At 32.5% G+C, this 20,297-nt stretch carries 15 protein-coding genes; 8 read left to right on the forward strand and 7 right to left on the reverse strand.

The window, feature by feature from the left end; all coding sequences use genetic code 11:
• Positions 1-79: 79 nt before the first annotated feature.
• The 5 genes from HB672_RS02220 to HB672_RS02240 all read left to right on the forward strand — a co-directional run bounded on the left by HB672_RS02220 (position 80) and on the right by HB672_RS02240 (position 4,777).
• Complete coding sequence (locus HB672_RS02220; RefSeq protein WP_208864169.1) at positions 80-712, forward strand: hypothetical protein; 633 nt, start codon at positions 80-82, stop codon at positions 710-712.
• On the forward strand, positions 681-2,093 hold the full coding sequence (locus HB672_RS02225; RefSeq protein WP_167607026.1) for a flotillin family protein: 1,413 nt from the start codon (positions 681-683) through the stop codon (positions 2,091-2,093). The genes HB672_RS02220 and HB672_RS02225 overlap by 32 nt, the downstream gene beginning before the upstream one ends.
• 43 nt (positions 2,094-2,136) lie before the next feature.
• Positions 2,137-3,267: a hypothetical protein gene (locus HB672_RS02230; RefSeq protein WP_167607029.1), complete on the forward strand. Its 1,131-nt coding sequence runs from the start codon at positions 2,137-2,139 to the stop codon at positions 3,265-3,267.
• A 105-nt stretch (positions 3,268-3,372) separates the two neighbouring features.
• On the forward strand, positions 3,373-4,251 hold the full coding sequence (locus HB672_RS02235) for a cupin-like domain-containing protein (protein ID WP_167607032.1): 879 nt from the start codon (positions 3,373-3,375) through the stop codon (positions 4,249-4,251).
• Positions 4,252-4,285: 34 nt separating this feature from the next.
• Entirely contained in the window at positions 4,286-4,777 is a 492-nt protein-coding gene (locus tag HB672_RS02240; RefSeq protein ID WP_167607035.1) for a DUF6646 family protein, read from the forward strand.
• A gap of 18 nt (positions 4,778-4,795) precedes the next feature.
• On the opposite strand, the gene HB672_RS02245 is transcribed toward HB672_RS02240, so the two are convergent.
• Positions 4,796-5,359 (reverse strand): hypothetical protein, encoded by a 564-nt coding sequence (locus HB672_RS02245; protein WP_167607038.1) that lies wholly within the window; start codon positions 5,357-5,359, stop codon positions 4,796-4,798.
• Positions 5,360-5,387: 28 nt separating this feature from the next.
• On the reverse strand, positions 5,388-5,861 hold the full coding sequence (locus tag HB672_RS02250; protein ID WP_167607041.1) for a regulatory protein RecX: 474 nt from the start codon (positions 5,859-5,861) through the stop codon (positions 5,388-5,390).
• 202 nt (positions 5,862-6,063) lie between these two features.
• Between HB672_RS02250 and HB672_RS02255 the strand changes: the two genes are divergently transcribed.
• Positions 6,064-8,433: a T9SS type A sorting domain-containing protein gene (locus tag HB672_RS02255; protein ID WP_167607044.1), complete on the forward strand. Its 2,370-nt coding sequence runs from the start codon at positions 6,064-6,066 to the stop codon at positions 8,431-8,433.
• Between the two features lie 347 nt (positions 8,434-8,780).
• Positions 8,781-11,123: a T9SS type A sorting domain-containing protein gene (locus HB672_RS02260; protein ID WP_167607047.1), complete on the forward strand. Its 2,343-nt coding sequence runs from the start codon at positions 8,781-8,783 to the stop codon at positions 11,121-11,123.
• A 26-nt stretch (positions 11,124-11,149) separates the two neighbouring features.
• Here the strand turns inward: HB672_RS02260 and HB672_RS02265 are convergent, their stop codons facing one another.
• The 4 genes from HB672_RS02265 to gdhA form a co-directional block, all read right to left on the reverse strand.
• The gene (locus HB672_RS02265; protein WP_167607050.1) at positions 11,150-13,549 is read right to left on the reverse strand and encodes a TonB-dependent receptor; all 2,400 of its coding nucleotides are present in this window, start codon (positions 13,547-13,549) and stop codon (positions 11,150-11,152) included.
• A gap of 3 nt (positions 13,550-13,552) precedes the next feature.
• A complete protein-coding gene (recO, locus tag HB672_RS02270) occupies positions 13,553-14,275 on the reverse strand; it encodes a DNA repair protein RecO (RefSeq protein ID WP_167607053.1) in 723 nt (240 codons plus the stop codon).
• Positions 14,272-16,626 (reverse strand): two-component regulator propeller domain-containing protein, encoded by a 2,355-nt coding sequence (locus HB672_RS02275; RefSeq protein WP_167607055.1) that lies wholly within the window; start codon positions 16,624-16,626, stop codon positions 14,272-14,274. Before HB672_RS02275 ends, recO begins: the two co-directional genes overlap by 4 nt.
• A gap of 123 nt (positions 16,627-16,749) precedes the next feature.
• Positions 16,750-18,093 carry an NADP-specific glutamate dehydrogenase gene (gene gdhA, locus HB672_RS02280; protein WP_167607058.1) on the reverse strand — a complete coding sequence of 448 codons (1,344 nt, stop codon included), beginning with the start codon at positions 18,091-18,093 and terminating at the stop codon, positions 16,750-16,752.
• 230 nt (positions 18,094-18,323) lie between these two features.
• Between gdhA and HB672_RS02285 the strand changes: the two genes are divergently transcribed.
• Positions 18,324-19,109: a glutamate dehydrogenase gene (locus tag HB672_RS02285; RefSeq protein WP_167607061.1), complete on the forward strand. Its 786-nt coding sequence runs from the start codon at positions 18,324-18,326 to the stop codon at positions 19,107-19,109.
• Here HB672_RS02285 and HB672_RS02290 read toward each other — a convergent pair.
• A complete protein-coding gene (locus HB672_RS02290) occupies positions 19,101-20,246 on the reverse strand; it encodes a cystathionine gamma-synthase (protein WP_167607063.1) in 1,146 nt (381 codons plus the stop codon). The two genes, HB672_RS02285 and HB672_RS02290, sit on opposite strands and share 9 nt — an antisense overlap.
• Positions 20,247-20,297 lie beyond the last annotated feature (51 nt).

Raw genomic sequence — 20,297 nt, forward strand, 5'->3', positions numbered from 1 at the left:
TTACTTTAAACTTTTTTACATGAGGAAAGACCAAAAAAAGGTCTTATATTTCGTTAACATTTTAAACTAGAGTATTATTATGGAATGGTTTTCAGCTTTAGATGGATTCTCCCAATTCTTTTGGGTTATCGCACTCGTTGGCTCATTGATTTTCGTTTTTGTAATCATCACAACCTTTATGGGAATGGATGGTGGAGATGATTTTGATGGTGGAGGCTCTGAAATAGATGGCGATGCAGGAATCGGATTTCAATTTATCACATTCAAAAATCTTGTGGGATTCTTTACCATTTTTGGATGGATTGGAATCGCTTGTATAAATTCAGGCTTTTCAAAACCTTTAAGCGTTATCATTGCTTTAGTTTGCGGACTCATAATGATGACTATTATGGCTGCCATGTTTTACGGTATGCAAAAATTATCAGATAGTGGAACACTTAACTATAAAAATGCCATTGGAGCCATCGGAGAAGTTTACTTAACCATTGGTGGAAATCGAACTAAAATGGGAAAAGTAAGTGTCAGAGTTCAAGGAACCTTAAGAGAACTCGAAGCGCTTTCAGATTCACTTTCTGAACTAAAATCAGGCACAATAATTCAAGTTGTAGATGTAACCAGTAATGGCATTTTAATAGTACAAGAAACTAAAAAACCAATAGAATCAATAAAAACAGAAACATATGAACTACCTAGTGACACAACCAAGCTTTGATTTAGGCTTTCCTATTGCAGCTGTTGCCGCAATACTTTTTGTCTTTGTCTTTCTAATCATTCTTATAAAACGCTATAAGCGCTGTCCTTCCGATCGTATTTTAGTGGTTTACGGAAAAGTAGGTGGTGGGCAATCGGCTAAATGTATTCATGGTGGAGCAGCGTTTATTGTTCCTGTATTTCAAGATTACGAGTTCTTAGATTTAACCCCAATCTCTATCGAGGTAAACTTAGTAAACGCACTTTCTAAACAAAATATTCGTGTTAACGTACCTTCGCGATTTACTATTGGTATTTCTACCGAACCTGGTGTGATGCAAAATGCAGCCGAACGTTTATTAGGCTTAGGGCAAAATGAAATTCAAGAATTAGCACAAGAAATTATTTTCGGGCAATTACGTTTGGTTGTAGCCTCAATGGATATTGAAGAAATTAATAACGATCGTGATAAGTTTTTAACTAATATATCTGCAAGTGTAGAATCTGAATTAAAGAAAGTTGGTTTAAAATTAATCAACGTAAATATCACAGATATTGTCGATGAGTCAGGGTACATTGAAGCTCTTGGTAAAGAAGCAGCTGCACACGCCATTAACGCTGCACGTAAATCGGTAGCAGAAAAAACTAGAGATGGTTCGATTGGAGAAGCTAATGCTGTTCAAGATGAAAGAAGTCAGGTTGCTGCAGCTAATGCACAAGCAGTTGAGGGGGAAAATACAGCGAAAATCGCCGTTGCCAATTCAGATTCGTTACGTCGTCAACGTGAAGCTGAAGCAGAACGTGTAGCTATCGCTTCAGAAAAAGTACAAAGTGCAAAAGCCCTACAAGAATCCTATGCTGCAGAGCAAGAAGCAGAAGCTGTGAGAGCAGAAAGAGAACGTTCATCACAAATGGCAGATATTATTGTACCTGCTGAAATTGATAAAAAGAAAGTTGAAATTGATGCTGAAGCAGAAGCGGAAAAAATTAGAAGACGTGCTAAAGGTGAAGCAGATGCAATACTATTTAAAGCTCAAGCTGAAGCACAAGGATTATATGAAGTGTTAACAAAACAAGCAGCTGGTTTAGACCAAATTGTTAAAGCTGCTGGTAATAACTCTAAGGATGCTGTTCTCTTATTAATTGCTGATAAATTACCTGAATTGGTTAAAACCCAAGCTGAAGCAATTAAAAACATTAAAATTGACAAAGTTACTGTTTGGGAAAATGGTGGTGGAAAAGATGGTAAATCCTCAACAGCAAACTTCCTGTCTGGATTGTATCAATCAGTCCCTCCTTTACAAGATATGTTTAATATGGCTGGAATGGAGTTGCCTGAGTATTTAAAAGGTAAAGAACAAAAAGAAGAGACTAAAGAAGAGAGAGCTAAAAAAGAAGGATAAATAGTTTTATAAACTTTATTAGATTGTAACTTCGTAATTATAAATGAAGTCAAATTTAAAAAAGCACCTATGGTTTTATCCAATTATATTTGGGTTTCTTGGTGCTTTTTTAGGTTTAATAATTCGTTACTTTTTTACACAAACATCTCTAAGTTTTTCCTTAAAGAATCTTATCCATTCGCATTCTCATGTCATGCTCTTAGGGTTTATATTTAATGCTCTAACTGTACTTCTATGGAGTCATTTTTCAAAAGGCATTGACTCATTATCAAAAAAATACTATTTGGCATTGCAAGTGTGTATTGGTGGTATGCTCATTATGTTTATCATTCAAGGATATGCGCTGTTTTCGATAATTTTTTCAACGTTACATTTATGGATAAGCTATATCTTTTTAATTAGGTTATGGCGACGTTTAGAAGGAAACAAACAACTCGTATTACTAATAAAAATAGGAATTATATTTCATTTTATATCATCAATTGGCCCTTACTGTTTAGGGCCCTTAATGGTGCTTAATTTACAAGAATCTCCTTGGTATCAACAAGCTATTTTTTTCTATCTGCACTTTCAATATTTTGGTGCGTTTTTAGTATGGTTGTTAGTAATATTTTTAAAAAGAAACTCCATTGTCATATCCATAAAAAATGTTTTGATAATTGGAATAAGCCTAATAGGTCTTTATGCGCATTCGTTAGATTATAATTTCGATCATTGGCTAATTCAATTTGTTGGAGGTACTAGCTCAATACTATTTTTAGTGACTTTGTTTAATTTTTTAAAGCCTATTAAGCATATAAGGAGACCGTACCAAATAGTATACTATGTTCTAATAATAGTAGGTGTTTTTAATATAATAGGTAGTTCCCCTGTAATAGCATCCTTGGTTGAAAACAACCATTACTTACTTATTGCTTGGTTGCATTTTTTATTTTTAGGCTTATTTATACCTTTTATTTGGCTCGAGTTATCAACTAAAATCAATAGCAATATTTGGGTCTTTTATTCATTATTTGTTATTATTTCAGAGGCAGTACTCATCTTCCCAAATGTGCTATATGGTCTGTTAAAAATACCTATAACATGGTTATTGTTTGTTGCCTATCTTGGCGTGTTTTGTTGTATAGCTATTGTGCATTTAAAATTTGTTTTCGCTAAAAAAATTATATCGTAATTTTACTTTTTGGGATAAAATTTCCACTGTTTTTATAATTTTGCTATTGCAAAACAGTTTAATGTTTTAAGTGAGTAGTTTTTACTCAAAAAAGGTTAATAGCCCATGAAACTAAATCTTCAAGAAGTTCCTCGCGTAAAAACAATTACAAAAGAGGAATTTGTAAAAAACTACTTCAAACCACAAAAACCTGTGGTAATAGAACGTTGTATCGAGGACTGGCCAGCTTTTTCTAAATGGAATTTAGATTATATGAAAACTGTTGCTGGTGATAAAACTGTCCCACTATATGACGATAGACCTGTAGATTATAAAGATGGTTTTAATGAGCCTCATGCTACTATGAAAATGTGTGAGTATGTAGATTTACTAAAAAAAGAGCCTACAAAATACCGTATTTTTCTTTGGAACATATTGAAAGAAATTCCTCAACTCCAAGAGGATTTTAAATATCCAGATTTTGGATTACGACTCATGAAAGGGCTACCAATGCTGTTTTTTGGAGGAAGAGATTCGTACACATTTATGCATTATGATATTGATTTAGCCAACATTTTTCATTTTCATTTTGAAGGTGAAAAACAATGCATCTTATTTGACCAAAAACAAAACAAACATCTCTATAAAATACCTCATTCCCTTATAACAAGAGAAGATATTGATTTTTCAAATCCTGATTTCAAAAAATGGCCAGCTTTAAAAAATGCTAAAGGTTATATAACTAACTTAAATCATGGTGAAGTGCTTTATATGCCTGAAGGATGGTGGCACTATATGAAATATGTTACACCTGGTTTTTCTATGAGCTTACGTGCTATTGCTAGAAATCCTAAAAATTTGAGTAAAGCAATCTATAACTTATTTATAATGAGAAATTTTGACAACCTTATGAGGCGTGTTAAGGGACAAAAATGGATTGATTGGAAAAATGAACAAGCTATTTGCAGAACACACAAAAGGTTAAACAATACACTAAAAAATTGAATATATTTGCCTTCTAAAATCTAAATAAAGAATAATGAGAAAATTAATTGTAGTTGTTATGTTGTTATGTATAAGTTTTGCTAACGCACAGGCTTATCAAGGGAAAGGTGATGATAAATTTCAAGTAGGCGCAAATTTTCAAAATAATGCTTCAGGTATTAATGTAAGTTACGACTTTGGAGTTGGCGAAAATATTTCTTTGGGTCTTTCTTCTACTTATGCTTTAAGCATTGAAGACAATTTAGATGCAGATTTTGGAGACCGCTTTGATATTAAAGCCCGTTTTAATGCTAATTTAGGAAATGTTGTTAAGGTTGACGAAAATTTTGACATCTATCCAGGTTTAAGTTTTGGGCTTAAAAACTTTGGTGGTCATTTAGGAATGCGTTATTTCTTCTCAGATGGTTTTGGTATTTATACAGAATTAAACACACCTATTGCGAAATATAATTCTGAAGCGCTAACACCTGCTGAAAAAATTCATAATCAGTTTACAATGAATTTTGGAGCTACCTTTAATCTCTAAAGTTCATAAAATATTTTTTTAATCTTTCCAACCCCAAGGAGCAGGTGGAGTTTCAATTTCATTAGTTAAATCGAATGCTACTTTAAACACTCTAGGAGTTCCTAATCGTCTTAAATTATAAGTAAATTCTTTATCATTTAAGGTAATCCACCATACATTTGTTGAAGCGGCTGGAATTAAACTTTTAGTTTCTTCATCAGCAGGAAAAATTTGAATAGTAGATTGTCCTGCATTAGTTGTTTTACCACCATACATGGTAACTTTATCTTCTGTTCCATCTTTATGTCTATGGTCATGCTTTAGCAGAATTAAGTCATTTTCAAAAGTTAATACCCAAGTTCTAGATTTATCGTCTCCAACAAAAAATGGGATCTTAATAACTTTATCACTACAAGAGCGTACATGCATTACCAATTTTTTTCCTCCAAATTGTTCATCATTTTCAGGCAATAGTAAAGTTCCTTCAAACGATTTTCCGCATAATTCTTGTAGAGAATTCCAAAATTGTTTTGCTTCACTTTTTTCTTGTGAAAACATAATTGAAAAACTAAGTAATATTAAAAGTGTGATGCTATTTTTCATAGGTGCAAATCTGTTAAGAAAGATACTATTATTTAATCAATTCATTTACTTTGTCATACACTAAAAAAGATTCCCATCCTCTGTATAACAAGTAATCAGTTAATTTCTTCTTCCTTTTGTATTTATCTTTCTCTTTTATAGAGTTAAAGCGTTTTTCGGCTAAATCGTTAAAAATATCAATGTACTCATTTTCATCTATGTCTGTAAGTGCATGATTAATATTGGTTTTAGAAATATTTTTTCTCTTTAATTCTAGAATTAATCGACGTTTCCCCCATTTCTTAATCTTTAATTTACCACTTACAAATGCTTTAGTATAACGTTCTTCATTTAAAAAGTTATGCTGTAATAGGTGTACTATAATCACATCAATAGCTTCAGGAATCATATTCATATCCCTTAGCTTTTGCGAAACTTCTTTATGGCAACGTTCTTGGTAAGCACAATAATATTCAAGCTTCTTTTTAGCTTCATTTACTGTATAAGTGCGTTTATTAATCATAAATCAAAAATAGTAATTGAAAATAAATAAGAGACCTTGTCTTGCTTTTAAAAACCCTTTAAAAAACGAAACATTATTGTTAACTACGGTTTTACCGTAACAAGTTTGTGGTTTTACCACAACAAAAAGATGGAGTTTCTAGATATATTTGAACTGATTACCTAAATAGCTGCCCTTCTATTTACTATCAGATTAATAGCAAATGAAATATAAAATTACTTTTATACTCCTTTTTTGGGCTCTATACTTTAGTTATGGGCAAACTATTTTTTCCAATGAAATAACAGATACTGACCCTTCAGCTGACAATCCATATACTAATGGACAATATGTTGACCCTAATATTACGGTTTCAGGAATTGGCAGAGGTCCAGGATTAACTCGTGTTCAATCTGCACATGGAGTAAATACATATGCAGCATATAATTTTTGGACTAATAGGTTTCATGTTGATGATTATTTTGAATTTGTGTTAACACCAAATTCTGGATATGAGATTGACTTTATAAATTTTATTTACACAGGAAGAACAAGTGCTTTTTTTGCTACTCCACCCACCAATATAGTTGTTAGAAGTAGTTTGGATGGCTTTACAAATGACATAGGAACTCCTACTTTAACTGGAAACAATATAATAGACCTTACTGGAGCAGCTTATCAAAATATTACATCGGCTATTACATTTAGGGTATATGCTTGGGGAGGAGCTCCATCTGGAATTTTTGGAATTGATGATTTCGAGTTTAATGGCTCTGTAAACCCCATACCCTGTTATGGAGGGATTACCACGACATGGAATGGCAGTAGTTGGGATAATGGCATTCCAAATAATCTTACAACTACAGCAATCATTGATGGGAATTATACAACTTCTACCAGTGGAAGTTTTATTGCTTGTAACTTAACAATCACTGCAGGTAATACTTTAACTATTGCAAATGGTGATTTTATAGAAATAGAACATGATATAATAGCAGATGGAACTATTAATGTTAGACCCCAAGGCTCTGTAAAACAGAATGATGATGATGGAATCGTTGCCGAAAATGGTTTAATACATGTTACTAAAAGGACATCTTTACTAAACAATTGGTATGAGTATACCTATTGGAGTTCTCCAGTCCTTGGAGAAACCATCGGTTCTGGTTTGTCTGAATCTCAACCCGACAGGAGGTTTTCATACAATGGTGCTAATTTTTTAGATACAACAAAAGAAACTGACAATAATAACGATACAGTAAATGGTCAAGATGATATCGATGATAATGGTGACGACTGGGAATTTGTAAATGGAGCTACTGTAATGACTCCTGGTGTTGGTTATGCATCTACTCATTCACAAGCTCTTTTTATTGGGCCTCCAAACGCAACTCCACCTTATCAATTTGATTACATTTTTAAAGGTCCTTTTAACAATGGCGTTATTACCGTTCCTGTTTATAGAAATGACTCTGAAACTAATGACAATAATTGGAATCTCATAGGGAATCCGTATCCTTCAGCAATTGATGCCGACCTGTTTTTAGGTACAAATAGTACTATTGCCACAAACATACCTCATAATGCTGCTTTAGATGGTGCGTTATTTTTATGGTCTCAAAATACTGCGCCATCAAATACAGCTAATGGCAATGAAAATGAAAATTTTGCTGTTTCAGATTATGCAGTTATAAATACAATAGGGCAAACAGCTGGTGGTGATGGTGAAATACCATCGAGAAATATTCCATCAGGACAAGGGTTTTTTGTGGTTTATTCTGATGTTGCAACTCCAGATACTTTTCTTGGAGATATAAAACAAGGAACTGTTATTTTTAATAATTCCATGAGAGTTACAGGAAATAACAATCAGTTTTTTAGAACTTCAAACAAGACAAATAAATTATGGTTAAACTTAACTTCGGACAATGGTGTTTTTAACCAAATTCTTGTTGCTTATGCCAAAGGAGCAAGCGATGGCTATGATGGAATGGCTTATGATACGCCAAAAAATTTAGCTTCTGGTGCTTCGGCAATTTTATATTCTACTATTGAAAATGAAACCAAGAAATTTGTAATTCAAGGAAAAAGTGAAAATAGTATAAGTACAGATGAAATAATCAATGTTGGTTATAAAACGTCTATTAATGTTCCAACAATTTATACACTATCAATTTCTCAACTAGAAGGTGATTTTTTATCTAGTAACACTATATATTTAAAAGATAATTTATTGAATAGACTTCATGATTTAAAAGCTAGTGATTATAATTTCACCTCGGAAGTTGGTGAGTTTGACAATCGTTTCCAAATTGTTTTTAGTGAAGCTTTATTTATGAATAATGCCTTATTAAATAAAAATTCACTTTCAATTTTTGAACACAAAAACGGTGATATTCAGTTTAAACTAAATGCTAGCAATAAAATGAATAACATTAAAATTATTGATTTACAAGGACGTATTTTATATAATTTTGACATAAATGGAAACGATGAAATCTTTAAACTATCCAACTTAAGTCAAGCTCCCTATTTTGCGAAAGTAACTCTGGATAATAATTATGTAATTACAAAAAAGGCTTTAAAGAAATAAGCCTTAACCTATTGAACGTTGTAGTGGTGAAAAGCGAGGTTTTGGCTTCGCTTTTTGCTTGATAAATACTTAATTAAACCAAATTTGTCTCTTTTTCGCTTAAATCATTGAAAACATCGATATACTCCTCTGCGCCTATTTCTGTAAGTGCTTGATTTACACTAATTTTGTAAATGTCTTTTGGTATTTGATTTTTCTCAAGTTGATCTATCTTTTGGAATGTTTAGTAAAACATTCTTAATAAACACAGTAAATTAAAGCGTTTCTCGTGTAAAGATTCAATTCTGAATCATAAATCAAAAAAATGTGACCTTGAAAAAATTAAAGGTCTAAATAATAAATTAGCAATGAGAGGGATTTTAGCTTTTTTACTACTTTTTTTGGTTACTAACTTAATTAGTGGTCAAAGTATTTTTAGTAACACAATTACTGGAAACAATCCTAATAATAATAACCCTTATACAATTGGTCAAGTTATTGATGGAAATATTACTGTATCTGGAATTAGTAGAGGGACTGGTATTAATGGTCAAAACGGAAATGACAGATATAATGCAAGAGATTGGGATTTAACCACATTGGATATCAATGATTATTTTGAATTTATTATTACACCAAATGCTACATTTGAAATTGATTTTATAAGCTTTGAATATACTGGGCAGAGGTCAAATACTGGACCCATAAATATTGCTATTAGAAGTAGTATTGATGGTTTTACAAGTGATATTGGAATGTCTACAATTACAGGAGCTACAATAGATTTATCTGCTGTTAATTACCAAAATATCTCAGCTGCTATTATCTTCAGAGTTTATGCTTGGGGTGGAAGTAATACAAATGGTACATTTAGTATTAATGACTTTGCTTTTAATGGTGTCGTAAATGCTATTCCTTGTCCTACGTCGGTAACTTGGTCGGGTGGTACTTGGTCGAATGGAACTGGTCCAGATTTAACAATTGCTGCCGTAATTGACGATGTTTATAACACGTTTACAAATGGAAGTTTTAGTGCTTGTAGTTTAAACGTAAACGCTGGAAATACATTAACTATTACTAATGGGAGTTATATAGAAATTGAAAACGATATTACAGTTGATGGTAACATAATTGTTAGTCGAGAAGGGGCTGTCGTTCAAAATAATGATGTAGGTTTAGTAAATAATAATGGTTCTATTCGCGTTGACAAACGTACAGCTCCTATGAATAATTGGTATGAATATACTTATTGGAGTTCTCCAGTATCAAATGAAACTATTGGAACTGGTTTGTCTGAATCTCAAGTTGATAGAAGATTCTCATTTAATGGCGCTAATTTTTTAGATGCCACTATGGAAACAAATAATAATAACACAACCGTTTCTGGTCAAGATGATATTGATGATAATGGAGACGATTGGACTTCTGTTAATGCCTCTACTGTTATGACACCTGGTGTTGGTTATGCAACAACTCATGATCAGTTTATTTTTAGTTCTACTCCTGGAGGCCTGCCTAAGCAGTTAACCTATATTTTTGAAGGTTCTTTTAATAATGGTATTATTTCAGTTCCCGTATATAGAAATGACTCTGAAACGAATGATAATAACTGGAACCTTATAGGTAACCCTTATCCTTCTGCTATTGATGCAGATTTATTTCTTGCTGCCAATAGCAACATTGCAACAAATGTTGTGGTTGATGGTGCTATTTTCTTGTGGTCCCAAAACACTCCTCCCTCAAATACTACAAATGGCAATGAAGCCTTTAACTTCGTCGTTTCTGATTATGCAATTATTAATGCTGTAGGAGAAGTGGCTGGTGGTGACAATGTTATTCCAAATAGATTCATTCCTTCTGGTCAAGGTTTCTTTGTTGTTTATTCAGATGCGGCAATTCCAGATTCAACAGTTGGGAATATTAGTGAAGGGGCTGTTATCTTTAATAATTCCATGAGAGTTACTGGAGATAATACTCAGTTTTTTAGAACAAATGACAAAAAAAAAGACAATAAACTTTGGTTAAACCTAACCTCTGATAATGGTGTGTTCAATCAAATACTTATAGCGTATGCTACAGGTGCTACAGATGCTTATGATGGAATGGCATATGACACTCAAAAAAATCTTTCTTCCGGTACTTCAGCTATTTTATATTCAAATATAGAAGGCTCTATTAAAAAGTTTGCAATTCAAGGGAAAGCACCTAGCAATCTAACTGATGATGAGATAATAAGTATTGGCTATAAAACCTCTATTGAAATACCAACAATTTATACCTTATCTATAGCTCAACTTGAAGGGGATTTTTTAATCAATAATACTATTTATTTAAAAGATAACTTACTGTATAAGATTCACAACCTAAAAGATAGTGATTACAACTTCACATCGGAAGTTGGTGAGTTTAACGATCGTTTCGAAATTATTTTTAGTCAAGATGCGCTTTCTACAAACAATACTATTGCTAATGAAAATGCGCTTTCAATTATCGAGCATAAAAATGGTGATGTTCAATTTAAGTTAAATGCTCCTAATAAAATAAGTAATATTAAAATTATTGATTTACAAGGACGTATATTATACGACTATGAAGTAAATAGTAAGGATGAAGTCTTAAAGTTATCCAACCTAAGTCGTGCGCCTTATATTGCTAAAGTCACTCTTGATAACAATTTTGTAATCACTAAAAAAGCAATTAAGAAATATTAAAATGTGAGTGGATATACTCATTCTTTTTATAGACTGTATTTTAAAGATAAAATAACATTCGTTCCTGGAGCTGCAATTCCAGAAGAATAAGGTCTATACAACTGGTTTGTAATATTTTCAATAGTAGCAATTAAAGATGTAGATGGGCTTAAATGATATTGAGACCTAAAATTTAATGTATGCCACGAAGGTGCATAAGGTTTTCCATTAGCATCTAAAGCAAAAATATAATCGGCTAAAGACGATGCTAATTGATTGTTGGATAATTCGCTATTGTAATTTATAAAAGCATCCCACTTTAATTTATTTTTTTCCCAAACTAAGTGTGTGTTTCCAAAACTTGGGGCTACATGCCTAACTGGAACTTCTATCCCATTTTTATCCTCTTCTGTACCACCAACGATGCTATATTGAGATGTTAATTTTAAATTATCACTAAAAGATATTTTAATACCAGCTTCAAAACCATAAATCCATGCCTTAGATGCGTTTTGTATCGCTTGGATATCACTTAATTCACCATCATACATCATTTGTGTTTCTCCGGTTACAACAAAATCTCTTCTAACTAATGCATTATCGAGATATGTATAGTAGGTTGCTAAATCAAAAACAACATTATCATTAAGGTTTATAACCAAACCTAATTCTCCTCCATAAGCATATTCAGGTTTCAAATTCGTGTTAGGAACAACTACAGATCCTGGTTCAGAATCAAAAACTTTTCCCACATCATCAATATTTGGTGCCCTAAATGCGGTAGACGCGTTTAACTTCCATAGTAATGTTTTATTTGGTGCCCAACTAATTCCTGCAGTTCCTGTAAAAGCTCCTGTATTAATACTAACATCACTAAAAGGGAGATTCAAGAAGTCATTGTTTTCTTCTAAATTAGCTTTAATAGATATGTGGTTAAATCGAATTCCAGATTGAAAAGTAAACTTCTTATTTGGCTTATATTTATAACTTATATATGGTGCAATGGACTGCCAAGTAGAGCCATGAGGATACCTAGTTGCAATAGGTTGAGATGTATTTGAAGAAATAGAAGTTTCTTTTGCTTTAGAACCAACTGTATTATAAACATATTCTGCACCGTAGAAAAGTCTTGAAGTGTCTGATAAGGTTTTTTCAAAATCTAAATTGGCAGTTAGCACATCTACATTTTCTTCTCTAATTCTTCTTGAGTCTGAATATAAATTTCTATCTATCCTACTTTCTTGAAAGTTCTGATAGGCAGCAGTAATCTTAAAATTATCGTATAAATTAGATTTACTGCTTAAAGTGGTCATTTTAATGTTCGCCATAAACCACTTTTGTGGACCATAACTCCACTCTGCAGAGCGAAGTTCATTTCCTCTATACCTTATAAGTCTATCATATCGTGGATAATCTGAGGTTGCAGAATAATGTATTCCTAAATCAAAATGCAATTTGTCATTAGCTTTATAATGGATTTTCTCAAGTAAGTTTATTTGGTTGTAACCTGTGAATTTTTGTACTCTAGGGTCATTATTTTGGGTAATAACATCTATACCATTACTACTATTTACATATTCATTGCGCAAATAATCACTTGGACCAAATTTTCCCATTTTTAAATCGTCAAAATCTGTATAACTCACACTAGTTAAAAACGCCCAATTTTTATATCCTAAATTAACATCTAAATGACCAGTTTTTTCGTTTGAAGCAGAAGCATATCTCAAAATTGTATTCGTATTTAACAACAGTGAATCCGATTCTGATAGTTTTGGCTTTTTTGTGTAAAAATTCATAACACCACCAATGGCATCACTCCCATAGATAACTGATCCTGCGCCCAAAATTACCTCTGTGTTTTGAATAGCGAAAGGATCTATAGATATAACATTTTGCACATTACCTCCTCTAAAAATTGCTGTATTCATTCTAACATCATCAACAGAGATTAGGAGCCTATTTGTAGAAAATCCTCTTATTAAAGGACTACCGCCACCCATTTGACTTTTTTGAATAAATACTTGTCCTGAGTTTTGAAGCAAATCTGCGCTCGTTTGTGGATTACTAAACACTACATCTTCAGCTTTAATACTCATGATTTTTTGAGGCACTTCTCTTTTGCTTTGTTCAAACTTTGAGGCTGAAATTACAATTTCATCTAAATCTTGAGATTTGGGCTTTAAATAAACAATATTTGTAATATGCGATTTAACTATGGTTGTAGTAATATGTGTAATGTGTTGAAACGTTATTCTTTCATCTTCTAAAAAAATATCAAGTACTATTTTACCATCTAATCCTGAAATAGTGCTTTTTGATTTACTGGCATTATACGCAGCTACACCTGCGATTGGTTCGCTTGTTGTTGCATCTAAAACTGTAATTTCTTGAGCGCTAGTGAAGAGACAAAAAAAACATAAAAAAAAGAAACAAATGCTTCTCATAACTTAACTAAATACTTGATTTAAAATTGATATAGATTTTGGGTGTTTAAATCCGTCCAAATGTAACTTAAAATAGAGTAATATCATACTCAAAAAATCACGTTTTTGAGACGACGTTATCTCCAACGATTTACTATCATCAAATTTTATGCCTAAGCACTGTTTAAGTATTGTTAAATTATCGCCATTAATACAGTAAATATTTGTTTTGGTGTTTTGAAATTTACCTTCTTCTAGATTAAAATATGTACTATTTGTAATTTTAGGGCTCTCTGGATAAAACCCTAAATATTTTGTAAGTTCTGTTAAAAAGAGCAAGTGGAAATTTGTGTTTGTTTCTGTTTCATCGAACCATATCATGGTTGTTTCTAAAAAACTATAAAGTGCTTCGTTTTTTTCTTCTTCAACTAAAATACTTGACAATACTTCAGATAAGAACATCGCAATGGTGCTCTTAATAACATTGGTATGTAATGAACTGTAATATGCGCGAAGCTTTATGTCTCTAAGATATTGTAAAGAACGGTTTTCCTTATGGTCTGCTTCAATTTCCAATAAGCTTAAAGGCTGAAAATAAGCCGATTTAAACTTTCCCTTCCTTGTTTTTAAAGCGTTTCTTACTAAATAAGTAATTACTCCAAAGCTTTCGGTATAGCATTTAATAATGAGGTCATGGTCTTTATACTTGATTTTTGATAATACGATCGCTTTTGTAGAAACTATCATTGCCTAATTATCATTAGCTTTAAAACCTTTGTCTCCAAGGATTCCATGTCTGAAATCATGACAAGATATACGCCTGAAGCTACCATATTGTTTGCCATATTTTTTCCGTTCCAATAGGCTGTTCCACCATCTATTTCAAGGTTAAACCCTCTATATCTTGAGTTTGCTCTGGATTGTGCTTCGGCTACTAAATTACCTTCAATATCGGTGATTTTAATATTGACATTATCAGTAATGTCTTTAATTTTCACTTTTTCAGTAACAATATTAAAACCAGGTCTTACTGGATTTGGGTATATAAAAGCATCTACAAGTTCATCAGTAGGTGCTGATCCGCCAGATTTAAAAGACACTAACCCCTTATCTGTTCCTATATAAATAACTCCATTAGCATCGTCGATGGTTATGTCATTAACATTATTTGATGGTAATGGTGAATTATCTTTTGTGAAGTGGAAAATGGTTTGTTGTCCATCAGGTGAAAAATAAAATAATCCTGCGCCAATAGTTGCTATCCATTTATTGTTTGAGCCATCTACTTTAATGTCAGATATAAATTGATCTTGTAATAGTTCTTTTGGAATACCATTGTCCAGTATCACAATTTCATCAGTAGTCAAGTTTTCATTGTCAAAAAAACCTGAAGCATTGTAAAGAACCCTCAATCCAGTATCTGTTCCTATCCATAATTGTCCTCCCTTATCCAAAGCTATAGCTCTTACCGATTTATCAGGCAAGTTGCCATTTTCTTTATCAACGTTTTTAAATATATGATTTCCTCCATTTTCTTTAAAACCTATAACACCATAAGAAAACGATGCAATAAATATATCGCCTGAAGGCGCAAATAAAAGTTCTTTAAATCCAACATTATCAGTTAATGCATTCGGAATTAACTCGCTAAAATCAAAACTTCTCCATGAGTTTGAATTTGGATCGTAGGCTTTTAAAGGCTTTTCTATTAAACCTGTGAGTGACCACAATACTCCATTATCGTCAAATGTAGTTCCGGATAACCTAAGACTTCTATAAGTTGGTGCATTAGGTAAAATTATCGACTCTAAGCCACTATTAGTTTCATCAAGACTCTGAGTAGCTTTACCATTGTTAATTTCCAGCATACCGTTATGGAAAGAGCTTACAAATACTTGTTGTGGGTTTAAAGGGTTTATTGATATTGCATTTAAGTTTCTTAAACCAAATACATCTTCATAAGGTATATTATTCCATTGATCTTCATATAATTGGCTAACTCCTTCAGCTTTCAAAGGGCTTGGATCATAGAACCTAGTGTAATCTCCATAAGAAACCCAAACATGTCCAAACCCAGATGTAATTGAAAACACATCATTTCTTAATGGTCCATCTGGATGAATTTCTTGAAATGTTGATACATTAGTTTCCGTAGTTCTTAGAACACCAAAATTAGTGGTTCCAATATAAATACCTTCTTGCGTTGATGATGAAGCAGTAAAAGTAGTATCAAACTCTGAGGTTTGTGTTGAATTTGCCAATAAACTGAAGTTGACATCATAAACGTAAACATTATCTTGAGTTGTTACAATTAATTGGTTGTTTGAGCTTTTTAAATCTAAAACTTGATTAGAATATACCTGTAATTGATTTAGTGTCGTTCCAATTATTTCATGAATTCTACTATTAGCTGAAGTACAATATAGTTTGTCCAAAACTGCTTCAATACCATTAAAATTTCCTGTAGTTATTTGTTCCCATTCTTGAAAATCTATTAAGTTCGGGCTACTTAATAAGCCTCTTCTTATACCTTCATTGTCTTCACAAGCTGCATAGATGTAACCATTGGAAATAGCTGTCTGGTTAACTTGTATTTGCGATCCACCATTTCCAATAAAATAGGTGTCTCCAAACTCTAATCTGGATAAATCATAAACTGAAATTCCAAAATCTGTCGAAACAAAAACACTACCATCCAACTCACTAAAATGATTAATTCTTTTATTATTTGGGGGAATAGTATTTTTATCTAGAATATCAACTACAGTTGTCATCTCTTCAGTAGATTCATTAAAAATCTCCATCAATCCACTTTCATAGCCTATAACAAGGAGGTCAAAAACCTCGCTATAATGAATGGTTGAAATCAACTCACCTGACAATCCATTTATAGTTGAAATTGTTTTTAGTTCTTCGGTAATTATATCATAGCTAAAAATAGCATTTTCAGAAGCTGCGTAAATTTTTTCTTGACTTGAAACAACATCTTTAATATTTAAATACGAAAAATGTCCTTCCCATAACAAGGATGTATTTTGAGCATTTGAAAAAAGCACGCCTATGAATGCAAAAATTATTAGAAAAAACTTCTTTTTCATGTATTTATTTCAATATTCAAATATATTTATAACTAACGACAAATACTGTAAAATCATATATATTAAAAGTAAAAAAGCTTCCAGAAAACTGGAAGCTTTAAATCTTATTTGGTCATTTGTTAATTAAACAACCCCTTGGTCAAGCATAGCATCAGCAACTTTAACAAAACCTGCAATATTTGCGCCTCTTACATAATTTACATATCCATCTGCATCTGTACCATATTTTACACAAGATTCATGTATATCATCCATAATTTTATTAAGCTTTGCATCTACCTCTTCTCTTGTCCAGTTTAAACGTAAAGAGTTTTGGCTCATTTCCAATCCTGAAGTTGCTACACCTCCAGCATTTGATGCTTTTCCAGGTGAAAATAACACCTTTGCATTTTGAAGTACTTCAATAGCTTCAGGTGTTGTTGGCATATTAGCTCCTTCAGCTACAGCTATTACATTATTAGATATTAATACTTGGGCTTCTTCTTCATTTAACTCATTTTGAGTAGCACATGGCAATGCTATATCACATGAAATAGACCAAGGTCTCTTCCCTTCATGGAATGTTGCCGAAGGGTATTGAGCAGTATACTCACTTATTCTTCCTCTTTTTACATTCTTTAAATTCATTACAAATGCCAATTTATCTGCATCAATACCATCTGCATCATGAATAAATCCTGAAGAATCCGATAAAGTCACAACTTTGCCTCCCAGTTCTGTAACCTTTTCGCATGCAAACTGAGCAACATTTCCTGATCCAGAAACAACAACCGTTTTTCCATTAAAAGAATCTCCTTTTGTAGCCAACATATTTTTAGCAAAATATACTGTACCATAACCTGTTGCTTCTGGGCGAATTAGAGAACCTCCATAGCTTCTCCCTTTTCCAGTTAATATTCCTGTAAATTCGTTTCTAAGTCTTTTATATTGTCCAAACATAAAGCCTATTTCACGTCCGCCAACACCAATATCTCCAGCAGGGACATCTGTATTAGCACCAATATGACGAAAAAGCTCGTTCATAAATGATTGACAGAAACGCATTACTTCGTTATCAGATTTTCCTTTAGGGTTAAAATCAGATCCTCCTTTTCCTCCTCCCATTGGCAGAGTGGTCAACGAGTTCTTAAACACTTGTTCAAAGCCCAAGAACTTAAGTATGCTTAAGTTAACACTTGGGTGAAAACGCAACCCTCCTTTATATGGTCCAATAGCTGAATTAAATTCTACCCTAAATCCTCTGTTAACTTGGGTATTTCCGTTATCATCAACCCATGGTACTCTAAAAATGATTGTTCTCTCTGGTTCAACCATCCTTTCAAGTAGCATTTTACCTTGATATTTTGGGTTTTCTTCAATAAACGGAATTACTGTTTCCGCAACTTCATGCACTGCTTGCATGAATTCTGGTTCGCCTCCGTTTCTTTCTTTAACAAGTTCTAAAAATGCGTCAATTTTAGCTTTCATTTATATAATTTTGAAGTAATAATAAATTATTGAATTTTTTATGACGACAAATATCTTAAAAAATAACAGACTTTTTTTTATAATTTCACAATAACTTTTTAATATTTGTTGTTATTTGTATTGGGTAAGTTTTTTTAATTAACTTGTACGTTTAATCGGATTTATTTGTTCTTTCGTCGAAGTTTTTTATATTTGCTCATATTAAAGTCATAAATGGCGACAAAGATACTATGCTTAACCTTAAACAATTAGTTTCACTAATATGCTTGTTAGCCTTTGCGCAAACATCATTTTCTCAACTAGGCTTTTCCCATGAAATAGGTGTAATTGCTGGCCCTGTTCAATTTAGATCAGATTTTGGTCAGCGATTAAATGAAAATACTAATTTAAAAAATTCAGGATATGGTATTGGTATCGTTCACTATTTAAACTTCGCTTATAGCTCCGATTGTAATTGTTATACTACTTATACTTACTTTAATGATCACTTTAAATTAAGAAATGAAATTTCATATAATAAGACTCAATTAGAGCATTATGGTGAATGGGTAGCTCCATACCGAACAACAATCGAAGCTAACCAATTAAGAGCGCATAAAGGTGTGGCTGAGAATTTTGATATTGGAACGCAAATTGAATTTTTCCCTAGAAGTATTAGAGATTTTCAAGGTTTTGCTTACAGGTTTGCTCCTTTTATAAGTTTAGGTGTGCACTATACATACTCAACTCCAGAAGTATCTACAACATATGGTGATGGTAATATTAATGACCCTAATAACTTCTACTCTTTCTGGCAACCTGGTTCGGTTAGTGATGAAGCCAAAAGTGGCTGGTCACTAGTTACAAGTGTTGGAACAAGATATAAAATTGGTGTTTTATCAGATGTTATGATAGACCTTAGATGGCAATATTATGGCCATGATTGGGTAGATGGTTTAAACCACCAACTCACATCAAATAAATACAACGATTGGCTTTTATGGTTAAATGTAGGGTATATTTATTATCTAGATTAATTCTAGAGCCTGCTTTAAATCGTTTATTAAATCGTCTTCGTCTTCAATTCCGACGCTTAATCTAATTAAAGAATCTACAACACCTGTTTTTTCACGTTCTTCTTTTGGAATACTTGCATGCGTCATACTAGCTGGATGACCAGAAAGTGATTCTACACCACCTAAAGACTCAGCAAGTGTGAATATTTTAAGGTTTTCTACAATTTTAATTGATTTTTCGTAGTTATTCCCTTTAGTGGTAAACGATAACATCCCTCCAAAATCTTCCATTTGTGTTTTTGCTATATCATGATTTGGATGTGTGCTAAAACCTGGCCAATATACTTTCTCAATTTTTGGATGAGATGCCAAAAATTCAGCAACAGCTTTACCGTTTTCACAATGTCTTTGCATTCTAACATGCAATGTTTTTATACCTCTTAGGACTAAAAAACTGTCTTGTGGTCCACAAACAGCACCGCTTGCATTTTGAATAAAATAAAGCTTATCTGCTAATTCTTTGTCTCTTAACATGAGTGCTCCCATAACAACATCACTATGACCTCCTAAATATTTTGTTGCCGAGTGCATAACAATATCTGCTCCCAAATCTAATGGTCGTTGTAAATACGGTGTTGCAAAAGTATTATCAACAGCTAGTAATACTTTATGTTTTTTTGCAACATTGGCTAATGCTTTAATATCAATAATATTTAGCATTGGATTTGTAGGTGTTTCTGTCCAAATTAATTTTGTGTTTGAATTAATTTTCGCTTCTACATTCGAAACACTTTCCATCCCAACAAAATGAAATTTAATCCCAAATTTCTCGAACACGTGCTTAAACAAACGATAGGTTCCACCATATAAATCGTTTGTTGAAATAACTTCATCTCCTGGCTCTAAAAGTTTAATTACTGCATCAATAGCTGCTAATCCAGAGCCAAACGCTAAACCATAATTCCCGTTTTCAATGCTTGCAAAAGCATTCTCAAGGGCTTTACGTGTTGGATTATGTGTTCTTGAGTACTCAAAGCCTTTGTGTCCACCTGGAGTACTTTGAGCATAAGTTGATGTTTGATAAATTGGAGGCATTACTGCTCCGTAAGCAGGATCATGTTCTTGGCCTCCGTGAATGGTCTTAGTATTAAACTTCATATCTCTAATTATTTACAACAAATGTATATATAATTCGTTGTTTTAAAAAGT

This window comes from Gaetbulibacter sp. S0825 (assembly GCF_011777505.1).
Taxonomy (GTDB): domain Bacteria; phylum Bacteroidota; class Bacteroidia; order Flavobacteriales; family Flavobacteriaceae; genus Pontimicrobium.